This window comes from Flavobacterium reichenbachii, assembly GCF_002217435.1.
GTDB lineage: Bacteria > Bacteroidota > Bacteroidia > Flavobacteriales > Flavobacteriaceae > Flavobacterium > Flavobacterium reichenbachii.
Map to the genome: position 1 here is coordinate 1 of NZ_MUHF01000020.1, position 14,472 is coordinate 14,472.

General features: G+C 31.0%; 15 protein-coding genes. 12 read left to right on the top strand and 3 right to left on the bottom strand.

The annotated features are described in order from the left end of the window. Positions 1 to 284 precede the first annotated feature (284 nt). The 12 genes from thrS (at position 285) to B0A68_RS17050 (ending at position 11,299) form a co-directional block, all read left to right on the top strand. Entirely contained in the window at positions 285 to 2,231 is a 1,947-nt protein-coding gene (gene thrS, locus B0A68_RS16995; protein WP_089069761.1) for a threonine--tRNA ligase, read from the top strand. 16 nt (positions 2,232 to 2,247) lie between these two features. Then, on the top strand, positions 2,248 to 2,805 hold the full coding sequence (gene infC, locus B0A68_RS17000) for a translation initiation factor IF-3 (protein ID WP_373285450.1): 558 nt from the start codon (positions 2,248 to 2,250) through the stop codon (positions 2,803 to 2,805). A 133-nt stretch (positions 2,806 to 2,938) separates the two neighbouring features. After that, complete coding sequence (rpmI, locus tag B0A68_RS17005; protein WP_007810722.1) at positions 2,939 to 3,136, top strand: 50S ribosomal protein L35; 198 nt, start codon at positions 2,939 to 2,941, stop codon at positions 3,134 to 3,136. Between the two features lie 182 nt (positions 3,137 to 3,318). Further along, complete coding sequence (gene rplT / locus B0A68_RS17010) at positions 3,319 to 3,663, top strand: 50S ribosomal protein L20 (RefSeq protein WP_007810721.1); 345 nt, start codon at positions 3,319 to 3,321, stop codon at positions 3,661 to 3,663. Between the two features lie 107 nt (positions 3,664 to 3,770). Next, on the top strand, positions 3,771 to 4,586 hold the full coding sequence (locus B0A68_RS17015; protein WP_089069762.1) for a hypothetical protein: 816 nt from the start codon (positions 3,771 to 3,773) through the stop codon (positions 4,584 to 4,586). A 71-nt stretch (positions 4,587 to 4,657) separates the two neighbouring features. Further along, positions 4,658 to 5,230: a Crp/Fnr family transcriptional regulator gene (locus B0A68_RS17020; RefSeq protein WP_035679868.1), complete on the top strand. Its 573-nt coding sequence runs from the start codon at positions 4,658 to 4,660 to the stop codon at positions 5,228 to 5,230. 79 nt (positions 5,231 to 5,309) lie between these two features. Further along, positions 5,310 to 5,744, top strand: coding sequence for a carboxymuconolactone decarboxylase family protein (locus B0A68_RS17025; RefSeq protein ID WP_035679865.1), 435 nt, complete (start codon positions 5,310 to 5,312; stop codon positions 5,742 to 5,744). 387 nt (positions 5,745 to 6,131) lie between these two features. Beyond that, on the top strand, positions 6,132 to 7,601 hold the full coding sequence (locus B0A68_RS17030; protein ID WP_240475215.1) for an ATP-binding protein: 1,470 nt from the start codon (positions 6,132 to 6,134) through the stop codon (positions 7,599 to 7,601). Between the two features lie 2 nt (positions 7,602 to 7,603). Next, on the top strand, positions 7,604 to 9,376 hold the full coding sequence (locus B0A68_RS17035; protein ID WP_051892404.1) for a tetratricopeptide repeat-containing sensor histidine kinase: 1,773 nt from the start codon (positions 7,604 to 7,606) through the stop codon (positions 9,374 to 9,376). Between the two features lie 10 nt (positions 9,377 to 9,386). After that, the gene (locus B0A68_RS17040) at positions 9,387 to 10,055 is read left to right on the top strand and encodes a response regulator (RefSeq protein WP_035679859.1); all 669 of its coding nucleotides are present in this window, start codon (positions 9,387 to 9,389) and stop codon (positions 10,053 to 10,055) included. Positions 10,056 to 10,136: 81 nt separating this feature from the next. Next, positions 10,137 to 10,367: a hypothetical protein gene (locus tag B0A68_RS17045; RefSeq protein WP_035679857.1), complete on the top strand. Its 231-nt coding sequence runs from the start codon at positions 10,137 to 10,139 to the stop codon at positions 10,365 to 10,367. A 128-nt stretch (positions 10,368 to 10,495) separates the two neighbouring features. Beyond that, complete coding sequence (locus B0A68_RS17050; RefSeq protein ID WP_035679853.1) at positions 10,496 to 11,299, top strand: endonuclease/exonuclease/phosphatase family protein; 804 nt, start codon at positions 10,496 to 10,498, stop codon at positions 11,297 to 11,299. Here B0A68_RS17050 and B0A68_RS17055 read toward each other — a convergent pair whose 3' ends face one another. The 3 genes from B0A68_RS17055 to B0A68_RS17065 all read right to left on the bottom strand — a co-directional run bounded on the left by B0A68_RS17055 (position 11,300) and on the right by B0A68_RS17065 (position 14,471). After that, entirely contained in the window at positions 11,300 to 12,559 is a 1,260-nt protein-coding gene (locus B0A68_RS17055) for a hypothetical protein (protein ID WP_035679849.1), read from the bottom strand. Positions 12,560 to 12,901: 342 nt separating this feature from the next. Beyond that, positions 12,902 to 13,567 (bottom strand): response regulator transcription factor, encoded by a 666-nt coding sequence (locus B0A68_RS17060; RefSeq protein ID WP_035679848.1) that lies wholly within the window; start codon positions 13,565 to 13,567, stop codon positions 12,902 to 12,904. A gap of 112 nt (positions 13,568 to 13,679) precedes the next feature. Next, on the bottom strand, positions 13,680 to 14,471 hold the full coding sequence (locus tag B0A68_RS17065; RefSeq protein WP_035679845.1) for a sensor histidine kinase: 792 nt from the start codon (positions 14,469 to 14,471) through the stop codon (positions 13,680 to 13,682). Position 14,472 lies beyond the last annotated feature (1 nt).

Below are 14,472 nucleotides of genomic sequence, written 5' to 3' on the forward strand. Positions count from 1 at the left end.
GATTGAAACGGATAGCGGGATTAAGCTCCTAATTCAAATGCTAAAAGTTGTCCTTATATACAGGTATCAAAAATAAACCCGACAGGTTTTGAAAACTGTCGGGTTTAACGGGACGGAAATTCACTCTTATATAATATGGTGAATTTCTCCTTATATATAGTATGCAAATTCACCTTTGTAAATAAGAATAACTTATACTCTTATATATTATAGTATAAACATGAATATATATATTGTATGTATTTCTGTAATGCGCTATATTTGCATTCACAAAATTATAAACAATGATTAAGATTACTTTACCCGACGGGTCAATTAGAGAGTTTGCTTCTGGCGTAACTCCGATGGAGGTTGCTAAAAGCATTAGTGAAGGATTTGCAAGAAACGTGATTTCTGCATCTTTTAATGGTACAACAATAGAAACCGAAACTCCATTGACGACCGACGGTAGTCTTATTTTATATACTTGGAACGATGCGGAAGGCAAAAAAGCTTTTTGGCATTCGACTTCGCACGTAATGGCGCAAGCACTTGAGGAATTGTACCCTGGAATTAAATTAACTCTTGGACCTGCAATTTCTAATGGGTTTTATTATGATGTTGATTTTGAAGATCAAAAAATTGTTGAAGCTGATTTTAAAAAGATCGAAGATCGTGTTCTTGAAATTTCAAGAGAAAAGCATGAGTTTAAAATGCGTCCTGTTAGCAAAGCAGATGCTTTAGAAATGTACAAAGACAACGTTTACAAGACTGAATTGATTTCAAATCTTGAAGATGGCACTATCACTTTTTGTGATCATGCGACTTTTACTGATTTATGCCGAGGAGGTCACATTCCTAATACTGGTATTATCAAAGCTTTTAAAATCATGAGTGTTGCCGGTGCTTACTGGAGAGGTGATGAAAAAAACAAACAGTTGACTCGTGTATACGGAACTTCTTTTCCTAAACAAAAGGATTTAACTGAATACCTAGAACTTCTTGAAGAAGCAAAACGCCGTGATCACCGTAAATTAGGTAAAGAACTTGAATTGTTTGCTTTCTCACAAAAAGTTGGGCAAGGTTTACCATTATGGCTGCCAAAGGGTGCTGCGCTTAGAGAGCGTTTAGAGCAATTTTTGAAGAAAGCTCAAAAGAAAGCTGGGTACGAACAAGTTGTGAGTCCGCATATTGGCCAAAAGGAACTTTATGTTACTTCTGGACATTATGCTAAATATGGTGCAGATAGTTTTCAGCCGATACATACTCCTGCGGAAGGTGAAGAGTTTTTATTAAAACCAATGAACTGTCCTCACCACTGCGAGATTTACAATGTAAGACCTTGGTCGTATAAAGATTTACCAAAGCGTTATGCTGAATTTGGTACTGTATATAGATATGAACAGTCTGGTGAATTGCATGGATTGACACGCGTTAGAGGATTTACTCAGGATGATGCGCATATTTTCTGTACTCCTGAGCAATTAGACGAGGAGTTCAAAAAAGTAATTGACCTTGTATTATATGTATTTGGTTCATTAGGATTCGAAAACTTTACAGCTCAAATTTCGTTGAGAGATCAGGAAAACAGAGAAAAGTATATTGGAACAGATGAAAACTGGGAGAAGGCTGAAAATGCAATTATAAATGCTGCTGCTGACAAAGGTCTAAATACTGTAGTAGAATATGGTGAAGCTGCATTTTACGGACCGAAACTTGACTTTATGGTTAAAGATGCTTTAGGAAGACAATGGCAATTAGGAACAATCCAAGTAGATTACAACTTACCAGAGCGTTTTGATTTAACATATAAAGGTGCCGATAACGAATTACATCGTCCAGTGATGATTCATAGAGCTCCTTTTGGATCTATGGAACGTTTTATCGCAATTTTACTTGAGCATACTGCAGGAAATTTCCCACTTTGGCTGATGCCGGAACAGGCTATAATCTTGTCTTTGAGCGAGAAATACGAAAATTATGCTAAAAAAGTTTTAGATTTGCTAGAAAATCACGAAATTCGCGCCCTAATTGACAACCGAAACGAGACTATTGGTAAGAAAATTAGAGATGCAGAAATGCAGAAAACACCATTTATGCTGATTGTAGGTGAAGAGGAAGAGAAAAATGGAACAATTTCTATTCGTCGTCATGGACAGGAAGGAAAAGGGAATATTACAGTTTCTATTGAAGAATTTGCTTCAATTGTAAACGAAGAAATAAAAAAGACATTAAAAGTATTTACAGTTTAACTTAAATTATAAAGCCATAGCAATAAGAAGCAACAGAGGTTTTCAACCTCGAGTAGAAAAAAAAGATGCACACAGAATAAATAATAATATTCGTGGTGTACAAGAAGTAAGACTAGTAGGCGAGAACATCGAACCGGGCGTGTTTAAGCTTGCAGAAGCGTTAAGATTGGCTGACCAATTTGAATTGGATTTAGTTGAGATATCGCCAAATGCAGAGCCACCTGTTTGTAAAATCATGGATTACAAGAAATTTGTTTACGAACAAAAGAAACGTGATAAGGTATTAAAAGCTAAGTCATCGCAAGTTGTCGTTAAAGAAATTAGATTTGGTCCTCAGACTGACGAGCATGATTACGAATTTAAAAGAAAGAATGCTGAGAAATTCTTGAAAGAGGGTGCTAAATTAAAAGCTTTCGTTTTCTTTAAAGGACGTTCTATTATCTATAAAGATCAAGGACAGATTTTATTATTACGTTTGGCTACAGATTTAGAAGAGCACGGGAAGGTTGAGGCAATGCCAGTTTTGGAAGGAAAGAGAATGATTATGTTCATTGCTCCGAAGAAGAAAAAATAATTATTTGCTATAAGCAATAAGCTTTAAGCCTTAAGCAAATAGTTAATTTAAACTTTTGCCTAAAGCTTAAAGCCTAAAGCCTAAAGCTTTTGAAGATATAAGTAAGTAAGAATAAATTAAAACACTAGGAAAAATGCCTAAAATGAAAACAAAATCTAGCGCCAAGAAACGTTTTAAAGTTACTGGTTCTGGAAAGATTAAAAGAAAGCATGCTTTTAAAAGTCACATCTTGACTAAAAAATCTAAAAAACGTAAATTAGCTTTGACTCACTCAGCGCTAGTTCACTCAACAGATATGAAAAGCATCAAACAACAATTAAGAATTATCTAATATAAGTCTAAAGTTGTAAAGTCATAAAGTTGTAAAGTCTAAAACTTTTGACATTTTGATTTTTAAACCTTTGACTAAAGATTTTCTTTAGGTTAAAAAATTATTTAAAATAACCTTGGAGTATGGCTTTTAAGTTCCCTTGATTTAATTCGGGACGCCTGCTACAAAAACACATTAAAATTATGCCAAGATCGGTAAATTCAGTTGCTAAAAGAGCAAGAAGAAAAAAAATAATGAAGCAAGCCAAAGGTTTCTTTGGTAGACGTAAAAACGTTTGGACAGTTGCTAAGAATGCAGTAGAGAAAGCAATGTGCTACGCTTACCGCGATAGAAAACAAAACAAAAGAAATTTCCGTGCTTTATGGATTCAACGTATTAACGCTGGAGCTAGATTAGAAGGAATGTCTTATTCTCAATTCATGGGGAAAGTTAAAGCTAACGGAATCGAATTGAACCGTAAAGTTCTTGCAGATTTAGCTATGAACCACCCAGAAGCTTTCAAAGCTATTCTTAATAAAGTAAAATAAACGTTTTATAAACTCAATTTAGATTACTTACTTATCATAGAAAAACCATTCGTTAATACGAATGGTTTTTTGTTTTCATCCCTTTTTCTATCCAATTATTTCTTAAAATGAAAAGACTCTTTTTAATTTTATTCATTATGCAGATCCTCTTCGTTAAATCACAAGAGAAGAATTTGGACAGGAATTCCATCAACACAATAATTGGTGTAATTGACAAACGAGATTCTAATTGTCTTTCGGAAATCGAAAGAGCTAAAACAGATTTTAAATTTAAAGAAATTTTTTATGATATCGAACCTGAAGGATATCTTGATAGCGATTCTAAAAGACATCATCCGTATTTAAAAGAATTGCTCAAAGAAAAGCAAATTGATTTTTTTTATTCAACTGAGGTCGAGTTTTCATTATTCCGAGTCGGCAATGAAGTAGAAAGTTACCCAGCAGTAACGAATTGTTATTACAAAGCCTCAAATGAGTTATTAAATCTAAAATATGGACATAACTTTACAAAACAAATTGAAAGGACTGCTGATAGTTTATATGTAATAAGCAGAATAGAAATACCTTTCCAATATCCTAATGAAGTAGATAATTATTGCATGATATATCCAAGTGCCACAGATTTCCTGGATCAAAAGAGGCAAATTCAAATAGATTTCTTTACAATCTTTAACTTTCCTAAAGGCTTTCTCAAAAGTGTAGATCAAAAAGATTTCTTTGCACAGACAAACTTCATTATTAAAAGAGACTCAAAAATCTCAGATATTACTATAGAGATTAAATTTACAAATCCTGAGAATAAAAAATTCAGCGATTCAATTATTAATCAACTTAGGACGTTTATTGAAAACGCCAACTGGAAAGCCGCCGTTTCTAGTGGTGTATTAGTCAATAGTAAATTTGACATAAATTTCTATAATTAAATTATTTTGCTCTATTTTATTTTATATCGGAAACAAAATTTAAAAAGTAACTTTGTATAAAACTAAACCAAATGCACAAATTACTTCTTGATCATATTCAAAAATTCATTCATTTAGAGCCTTCAGAAATCGAAACTTTAGAATCATGTCTGGATGTTTGTAAAATAAAAAAGAAGGATCACGTGTTAATAGAAGGTCAGATTTGCAACACTATGTATTTTATTGTAAAAGGATGCTTAAGGCAATATATAATTAATGCGAAAGGAAGCGAACAAACACTGCAATTTGGAATAGAGAATTGGTGGATTACAGATTACCTGAGTTATCTCAATCATGTACCAACTCACTTTTATATTCAGGCCGTCGAAAACTCAGAAGTTATTGCATTAGAAAAATCTACTTTGGAAGCTATATTATTAGAAATTCCAAAACTGGAAAGATATTTTAGAATTGTTTCTCAGAAGTCATTTGGCGCTGCCCAAATGCGAATTAAATTTTTATTCACAATGTCTGCAGAAGAAAGATATCACCATATCAATAGTCAGTTCCCTGAATTTGTACAACGAGTTCCTCAATACATGCTTGCCTCCTATCTGGATTTTTCTGCTGAATTTATGAGTAAAATTAGATCGGGAAAAGTTTAATTTTTATTTCTTGAAGTAGTTCAAGTTTTTTAAAATCGTTATACATGAAATTTGTATCAAACTTTAAAAGATAAATAAAATGAAACCAAGAGTAATTATTCCGAAAGCAGCCCCAGAAGCCTATCAAGCAATGTTAGGTTTAGAAAAATACATCGCTTCAACATCTATTAGTCCAGTTCTAAAAGAATTGATTAAAATAAGAGCTTCACAAGTAAATGGATGTGCATACTGTATTAATATGCATTCTATTGATGCCAGAAAATTAGGTATTTCTGAACAACGTATTTATTTATTAAGTGCATGGCGTGAAGCTGATGTTTACAGTGAAGAGGAAAAAGCTATTTTGGCCTTAACAGAAGAAGTTACTTTAATCAGCCAACATGTTTCTGACGCAACCTACGAGAATGCTTCAAAATATTTTGACGAAAAATCTTTATCAGAAATCTTAATGATGATTATCACAATAAATGCCTGGAATAGGATTGGAATTGCAACTGGTATGAGAGCTGTTTAATTATATTCCTTCATGCGATAAAAGAAGCCTTCAAATTTGAGGGCTTCTTTTATTTTATATATAAATTAAGAAGTAAAATATACTAAAATACCGTATTTATACTCTTTCACAGGAAATAAAATTCTTTACTTTTGGCGCATGATACCTCGAAGGATACAAATACCACTATATATCTTAATACTATTATTCACTTTTTTTTCCTGTCAAAAAAAAGCTGCTCTTAATGAGCAAAAAAACAATACTTTAAAAATTCAAAGATTAATTACCAAGGCAGATCAATTTTATAATTCGAAGAAAAACGATAGTGCTTTTGTATATTATAATAAAGCGAAATTCATCTGTGATACTATAACTGATCCTGCACATTACGTTTATACAATAAATCGCATGGCCGAGATTCAGCAAAAAAGCGGAGATTATGCCGGCAGCGAAAATACAGCAAGTGAAGCGATTCCATATTTAAAGTATCTTAAACTTCCAAAAGATAAATGGAAAACATACGTGATTCAGGGAACGAATTACATGAATACTTATGATTTTAAAAACGCGCAGCTTAACTTCGATAAGGCTTTAGAACTGTCTTCTAATGAATCGCAAAAAATAATAGTACAAAACAATATTGCTTTTGTCTACATGCGTCAAAATAAATATAAGGATGCTTTAAAAAAATTTCTGCCGCTAACTATTAATAAAACGGTTCTAAAATCTCCAAATGATAATTCCTGCATTTTAGATAATATCGGTTATTGCCTTTATAAAATCCAAAACAACAGCGCTGTATTATATCTAAATAGCGCCTTAAAAATACGTATAGAAACTAAGGATACTTGCGGAATGGGAAGAAGTTATCTGCATCTTGCCAAATTCTACGAAAAACAAAATCTTGTTTTAAGTAAAAAATATGCTGCTTTAAGTTATAAAAATTTCACAAGCATACACAAAACCAGTAATCGATTATACGCTTTGAAGCAATTAATTAAAACTAGTCCTTATACCGAATTAAAAAAACATTCTTTAGAGTATATAAAAATTAATGACAGTATTAAAGAAGTAAGGCAAAAAGCCAAGAATCGGTTTGCTAAAATAAAATATGATTCTAAGATTGAAAAAGAGGAAAATTTAAAACTTAAAACTTATAAAGTAGAAAATGAACTGATGTTAGAAAGGCAAAAAAGCCGAAATATTATTTTATACATCATTATAATAATTAGTTTGAGCCTGGTTTTGGTTCTTTATTTTTACTTAACTACAAAAGCAAAAAAGGAACGAATTGAAGCAGCTTATAAAAGTGAAACCCGGATTGCAAAAAAATTACATGATGAATTGGCGAATGACATCTATCATACCATGGCTTTTGCCGAAAACAAAAATCTTTCAATTATAGAAAACAAAGTTCAGTTATTGAATAATTTGGAGGTAATTTATTCCAGAACACGAGATATTTCAAATGAAAATTTTGAAATTATAACAGGAGAAGATTATATTTCTTCTCTTAAAGAAATGATTTCTGGTTTTAATACTCCCAATATTCATTTTATAATTAATGGGCTGGATTCTATTATGTGGAATAAAATTGAAAAGAATAAGAAAACTACTGTTTACAGAGTACTCCAAGAGCTGCTCGTAAATATGAAAAAGTATAGTGACGCGACATTAATTTCGATTAATTTTAAACAGACAGATAAAAGTATTATTATAAATTATACGGATAATGGTAAAGGAATTGACATTAGTAAAATAATTTTTAAAGATGGATTGCATAATGTTGAAAATAGGATTCTCAAAATTAAAGGAGAAATCAATATTTATTCAGAACCCAATAATGGATTTAAAGTATTTATAAAATTCCCTTATTAGAAATGAAAAGAATACTTATTTCCTTAAAAAAAATCTTATTTAAACATCTTTTATTCAACATATTATTGGTTGTAATAACGATTATCCTTTTACTATTTTCTTGTAAAAAGAACATCAAAACCAACCCAAAAGATATAGATAATACGTTTCAAATTAACAGGATCATAAATACTGCAGATCTTTTTTTTGATCATAATAAGAAGGACAGCGCCTATTATTATTTTAATAAGGTACAATCTATCTGCGATCCTAAACAAAATCCTGATGAATATGTTTATTCCTTAACCTGCATGGCAGAAATTCTGCAGCTTGAGGGAGATTATATTACTAGCGAATATATATTAACCAAGACAATGCCTCATCTAAGCAATACCACAAGACCAAGATACCGGTGGTATGTTTATACTATTATGGCTCACAATTACAGCAGTACATATGATCATAAAAATGCCATTATATTTCACAAAAAAGCAATGAAGTATGCACTTTCGTTGCTAAAAAAGAGAGCTACTCTGAGTAATATAGGTGCTGTTTACGCAGATGAAGGGAAATATAAGGAGGCAATAAAAATTTTACTTCCGCTGGCAGAGAAAAATGAACTTTATAAAAAATATCCGAAAAATATCGAAATGGATTATGCGAAGGTTCTGGACAATTTAGGTAATTGTTATTTTAAATTAAACAATCCTAAAGCTTTATATTATTATAATGAAAGTTTGAAAATTAAATTGGAGCTGAAAGATGAAGAAGGAATAATGTTCAGTCATAAAAATCTTTCTAATTATTATATAAAAAGTAACCCAAAGCTTGCAGAGAACTATGCGAAGTCAGCTTATAATAAATCATTTAAGATTAAAGCTATTTCCAGCCGATTAAAATGTTTAGGGTTATTGATAAAATGCACTGAAGGTTCTGATTTAAGGAAATATTCTTTAAAATATACAGAACTCGCCGACAGTATAAATTCCTCCAGATTAAGAAAAAAGAATCAGTTTGCATTGATTAAATACAATTCTAAAAAAAATAAGGACGAAAACTTGCAGCTTAAAACTCAAAAAGCAGAAAATGAACTGCAGTTGGAAAGGCAAAAAAACAGAAATACTCTTTCGTACATTATTATTATTTTCATCGTTGGTTTTTTATTTTTTCTATTTTTCTATTTGGCAACAAAAGGAAAAAGGGAAAAAAACGAAACTATTAACAAAAGCGAAGTGCGGATTTCTAATAAACTGCATAATGAATTGGCTATGGATGTTTATGAAACTCTGAATTTTGCTGGCATTCAAGATTTGGAATCAAAAGAAAACAAAGAGTTTTTAGTAAGTAATCTTGAAAAAATATACAAAAGAGTACGAAATATTTCTAAAGAAAATAGTATAATCATTACAGACGAAAACTATTATGCTACTCTTAAAGAGATGATTTCTGATTTTAAAACTCCAAATCTAAATATTTTAGTCAACGGAATGGATTCAATTCCGTGGAATCAAATCGATAAAAATAAAAAAATCATCGTTTACAGGATTTTACAAGAATTATGTTTGAATATGAAAAAGCACAGTGATGCTTCTTTAGTGAGTTTTATTTTTAAGATAATCGATCAAAATGTGATTATTAATTATACTGATAACGGAGTTGGAATTAAAAATGGCAGAATTATTTTGAAAAATGGACTTCAAAATGTGGAAAGCCGTACAAAAACTATAAATGGAACTATTAATTTTGACACTAATTCTGACAAAGGTTTCAAATTAAGTTTCACTTTCCCTTTATAAAAAAGATAATATGTTCAAAAAAGTATTAGTTGCCGAGGATTTAGACAGTATAAGTATTGCAGTTGTTCAAGTATTAGAAGAATTGGAAGTTCCTACAATTCATCATGTAAAATATTGCGATGATGGTTTAATAAAGATAAAGAAAGCTTTAGTAGATAATGAGCCTTATGATTTATTAATTACAGATTTATCTTTTAAATCTGATCATCGCGCATCGAACTTAACAAGCGGCGATGAACTTATTGATGCAGTAAACGAAGTTCAGAAAGATTTAAAAAAGATAGTTTTTTCTATCGAAGATAAATCTTATAGGATTAAAATGCTTTTTAATGAACTGGGCATTAATGCTTATGTTTCTAAAGGCCGCAACAGTATTATCGAGCTTAGAAATGCTATTCAGGGAACTTTTAGAAACGAAGAAAAAATTCTTTCTTCAGATTTATCTTTTAGTTTTAATGATAAAGCTTTGATAGAAATTGAATCTTATGATATCTCTATTTTAAAACTTTTATCGCAGGGTTATATTTTAGAAAACATTTCGAATGAATTTAAATCAATGTCTATAACTCCAAACGGAACGAGCAGTATAGAAAAACGAATTAATAAACTTAAAACTTATTTTAAAGCAAATAATAATGTGCATCTAATTGCTATCGCAAAAGATTTTGGTCTGGTTTAAATTTTAACTATTTTTTACGGATTCCCGTAAGGAAAAACCTTATTATAAATTTAAATTTGTGTAATTCTATTAACTAACCCAATGAAACCAAAATATAAAATTGATCTTGTATCAAAAATCAACACCACAAATAACAAAATTATAATGAAAACAATGATGCTTTGTCTTTTCTTATCTATGAGTTTTGCCTTTGTATCTGACAGAACCGGCTGGCTGGAAATTGACTGGAAAATCATTTTTATTCCTGCTCTTCTCGTTTTACAAATTATAATTATAGGAACTGCTTTAAAAAACAGATACAAAAAACATTAAAGTTACTTTTAAGGAGAAACAAATGGGAGTTGTAAATTGTGATTCAATTTAGATTCTAAATTTAAAATCAATATTTAAGGAATAATGATAAATTATGAATTGCTTATATTTGATTTTTTAAACGCCACATGAAAAACATCTTTCTTTCTCTCCTCCTATTTTTCTCGTTTTCCTCTTTTTCACAAACCAAAATTTTGTCCTGGAATCTTGAAAACTTTGGAAAATCTAAAACAACTACAGACTTAAATTGTATTGCAAAGACTATTCTGGATTACGACATTGTGACCATACAAGAAGTTGTTGCGGGTTATGGCGGCGCCCAAACGGTTGCTAAACTTGCTGCAATTCTAAACGAAAAAGGAACAAAATGGGATTATTCAATAAGTAATCCTACATCTGGAAGCAGTTATAAAACCGAACGTTATGCTTTTATCTGGAAAACAAATAAAGTTAAACTAAAGGGCAATCCATGGTTAGAAAAAAAATATCATTTAGAAATTGACAGGGAACCTTATTTTGCAACTTTCGAAATTGGAAAAAAAACAATTACGCTAGCCAGTTTTCATGCTATTACTAAAAGCAAACAACCCGAAACAGAGATCAAATATTTTAAATTTTTACCTCAGGAATATCCCGACTTGAATTTAGTTTTTATTGGAGATTTTAATTGTCCGGAAAAACATACTGTATTTAATCCATTGAAAAAAATGGGATACACTCCTATTCTAAAAAATCAAAAAACAACTTTAAAGAAAAAATGCAAAGACAATCTATGTCTTGCTTCAGAATTCGATAATATGTTTTATAAAACAAATACAATAAATTTTATCAATTCTGGCGTGATTCACTTTTATCAAAATTTTAATTCCTTAGAAGAAGCAGGCAAAATATCAGATCATATTCCGATCTGGATAGAATTATCCTTAAAGTAATTATGTTTTAAGCTTTTTCTTTCTCGCTGCAGGAAACAAAACATTGTTCAAAATCAAGCGGTAGCCGGGAGAATTTGCATGTAAATCTAAAACAGTTGGAGGATCGCCAACCTGATGCTGGAAATCTTCCGGATCATGTCCTCCAAAAAAAGTAAACATTCCTTTTCCTTTTTCTCCATGAATGTATCGTGATTCTCCGTTAAGCTCACAAGTTCCCATTACCAAAACATTTGATTTTATCAATGATGTATCAAATGAAGTCGTTTGTCCCATAAATCCTTTTACCAGTTGTGTATGATTCTGGCAAAGCATACTTGGAATAGGGTCCCATTTTGCAGAAAATTCCATCAATGTAAAATAATCTTTTTCCATTGGAACTCTGCGTTTTGTTGTCATATCGATATCGGAGAACTCATATACTTCTGGTTTTCTTTCTAAAGTGAAATTTTTAAAGGCAAACGAATTATTATAATTAAGTTTGGACTGATAATTTGATTCGCTTGGATCTCCATCAAACATAGTTTCGCAAATATCAACACCGTCTGCTGCAAGAGAAATGTCAAAACTATCTGTTGCAGAGCACATCGCAAACATAAAACCGCCTCCAATAACAAAATCCCTGATTTTTTTAGCAACAGCATTTTTTTCCTGCGAAACTTTTGAGTATCCTAGTTTTGCAGCCAAGGCTTCTGAATCTTTCTTTTGATCTATATACCAAGGCGTATTTTTATAAGCTGCATAAAACTTTCCGTATTGTCCGGTAAAATCCTCATGATGAAGATGAAGCCAGTCATAAAGAAGTAATTGATCGCTCAGAACTTCTTCATCGTAAATTGGAGTAAAAGGAATTTCGGCATATGTGAGCACTAATGTTACTGCATCGTCCCAAGGCTGTTTCCCTTTTGGAGTATAAACTGCAATTTTTGGTGCTTTTTCCAGAATGACAGATTCCATATTTTGAGATGGGCTTGAAATTTCGTTTAAGATAGAAGCTTCTTCAGCGTCTGAAATTATCTCAAAACTGACACCGCGAATTTTACATTCCTTACGAATTTCTTCTGCATCCGGAAGCAGAAATGAACCACCGCGATAGTTTAGCAGCCAGCTGGCTTTGTAGTCTTTACTTAAACACCAATACGTAATTCCATATGCTTTTAGATGATTCTGTTGTGTAGTTTCATCCATCGGAAGTAATATAAACGAGGCTTTTACACTAAGTGAAAGCAGGAATATGAATATACAAACAAAACTCTTATTCATTAGAAAAAATATTTTAGTAAAGATATAAAGGAAGCTTTAGAAAACACAATACATGCCGGAGTTTTATGGCAGAATGAAACGTTAAAATATAAAACAAGCTTAATAAAAATTTTTCTGAGAATTAAAACACGTAAAAACACTTGTACTATGAGTATATTTTCTGCCTAAATTTGTTTACCCAAATTACTAAAAACCATCAATATAACTACGTTTTATGAAATTTAATGATAGTAATAAAAAAGAAAAAGAATTAAGTATCTCCCAGAAAATAGGTCTATTTGCGCTGGCACTTGTCATAATTATATATTATGTACTATCAATACAGTTTTTAACAAGTTAGATTCAGATATTTAGAGTTGCTATTTCGTTTTGAATCGCATAAACTACTAATCCGGCAATATTTCTTGATTCTGTTTTTAGTAATAAGTTATTACGATGTCCTTCAACTGTTCTTGGACTTAAAAAAAGATGCTCTGCAATTTCTGAAGTTGTTTTCTGCTGGCAGATTAGTTGTAAAATTTCAATTTCGCGAGGCGAAAGAAAACTGGTTTCTAAGACTCCTCTTGTATTTTTAGAGGAAATAATGGTTTCCTGAATTGTTTTTAATACATTTTCATTGTAATAAAATCCTTTTTTAGAAACTTCATTAATGGTTATAATTAAATCTTTTGGAGTTGTATTTTTAATAAGGTAAGCCACAGCTCCTACATTAATCATATTGGCTATAAAAGATTTGGAATCATAACTTGTCAGGGCAATAATCTTGATATCCGGAAATGATTTTCGAATAATCTTAGTTGCTTCAACACCATTTAAGACTGGCATTTTCAGATCCATTACGATTATATCCGGCTTAACTTCATTTTCATCTAACTGAGAAATGAGTTCTATACCATTTGAGGCTTCAAAAAGTATTTCTATATTATCTTCTCTTTGAAGTAAAAAAGCAATTCCTTTCCGAAATAAAACTTCATCGTCAACTAAAGCAATTTTAATACTCTCACTCATTTTTTATTTGGTTTTGGTCGTTTATTGTGCCGAAATTACAAAATATGCATGTAAAAAACCCAAACAGCATAAACTTATTAATAAAAAAGTAATATTGCTTTTTATTTTTAGACTAAAAGGTGAAAACTATTGCAATTCCGTTATTTATTTCCGAATTAATTTCAATAGTTCCATTCAAGAAAGAAATACGGCTGTCAATGTTTTTCATTCCTAAACCTTTTTGATTTGCTTCGTTTTTACTATCAAATCCAATCCCGTTGTCTTCATAATTACAAATATTAACACCTTCGCTCTTTTTAAAAGTAATCCAGATCTCAGAAGACTTTCCGTGACGAAGTGAGTTATTCATCAATTCCTGCAGAATTCTAAATACATGAAGATGTCTATCGATCTCATTATCATCAAAATCGATTTCATTTTTGTAATATATTTTCACCGATTTACTGCTTTCAAATTCTTCGCACAATTCTTCTATTGCAGCATTTAACCCAAATTTTTCAAAAACAGGCGGTAGTAAATTATGAGCAATTTTTCTTGAATTTTCTAATGCTTTTGTAGTCAGTCCAATAATATTGTCTGTGATTTCTTTTGTTTCTGCTTCAGTCAGATTAGGAGAAGTCAGAAGATGGCTGTTGAGTGAGACAATATTAAGTTTAGAACTAATATCATCATGAAGATCCTGTGCAATACGTCTGCGCTCTTCTTCCTGCGTAGCAATAACAGCATGAATTTGTTCTCTTTGATATTGAATTTCTAAATCTTTCTTTTCTACTTCTTTTTGAATAATTTTTTTTCGTGAAAAATAAAAAAACACAATTAAGAAAACGGCTACTATCATGAAAAAGCATGATGTATAAAGAATAATAGCTACAATTTCTTTTTCGTAAACAGGACTTGCAGTCATA

What these genes read in the sequence shown, in the direction of transcription:
- thrS (WP_089069761.1), top strand. Translation starts at nt 285, where the DNA reads ATGATTAAGATTACTTTACCCGACGGGTCAATTAGAGAGTTTGCTTCT.
- rpmI (WP_007810722.1), top strand. Translation starts at nt 2,939, where the DNA reads ATGCCTAAAATGAAAACAAAATCTAGCGCCAAGAAACGTTTTAAAGTT.
- rplT (WP_007810721.1), top strand. Translation starts at nt 3,319, where the DNA reads ATGCCAAGATCGGTAAATTCAGTTGCTAAAAGAGCAAGAAGAAAAAAA.
- B0A68_RS17015 (WP_089069762.1), top strand. Translation starts at nt 3,771, where the DNA reads ATGAAAAGACTCTTTTTAATTTTATTCATTATGCAGATCCTCTTCGTT.
- B0A68_RS17020 (WP_035679868.1), top strand. Translation starts at nt 4,658, where the DNA reads ATGCACAAATTACTTCTTGATCATATTCAAAAATTCATTCATTTAGAG.
- B0A68_RS17025 (WP_035679865.1), top strand. Translation starts at nt 5,310, where the DNA reads ATGAAACCAAGAGTAATTATTCCGAAAGCAGCCCCAGAAGCCTATCAA.
- B0A68_RS17030 (WP_240475215.1), top strand. Translation starts at nt 6,132, where the DNA reads ATGGCCGAGATTCAGCAAAAAAGCGGAGATTATGCCGGCAGCGAAAAT.
- B0A68_RS17035 (WP_051892404.1), top strand. Translation starts at nt 7,604, where the DNA reads ATGAAAAGAATACTTATTTCCTTAAAAAAAATCTTATTTAAACATCTT.
- B0A68_RS17040 (WP_035679859.1), top strand. Translation starts at nt 9,387, where the DNA reads ATGTTCAAAAAAGTATTAGTTGCCGAGGATTTAGACAGTATAAGTATT.
- B0A68_RS17045 (WP_035679857.1), top strand. Translation starts at nt 10,137, where the DNA reads ATGAAACCAAAATATAAAATTGATCTTGTATCAAAAATCAACACCACA.
- B0A68_RS17050 (WP_035679853.1), top strand. Translation starts at nt 10,496, where the DNA reads ATGAAAAACATCTTTCTTTCTCTCCTCCTATTTTTCTCGTTTTCCTCT.
- B0A68_RS17055 (WP_035679849.1), bottom strand. Translation starts at nt 12,559, where the DNA reads ATGAATAAGAGTTTTGTTTGTATATTCATATTCCTGCTTTCACTTAGT.
- B0A68_RS17060 (WP_035679848.1), bottom strand. Translation starts at nt 13,567, where the DNA reads ATGAGTGAGAGTATTAAAATTGCTTTAGTTGACGATGAAGTTTTATTT.
- B0A68_RS17065 (WP_035679845.1), bottom strand. Translation starts at nt 14,471, where the DNA reads ATGACTGCAAGTCCTGTTTACGAAAAAGAAATTGTAGCTATTATTCTT.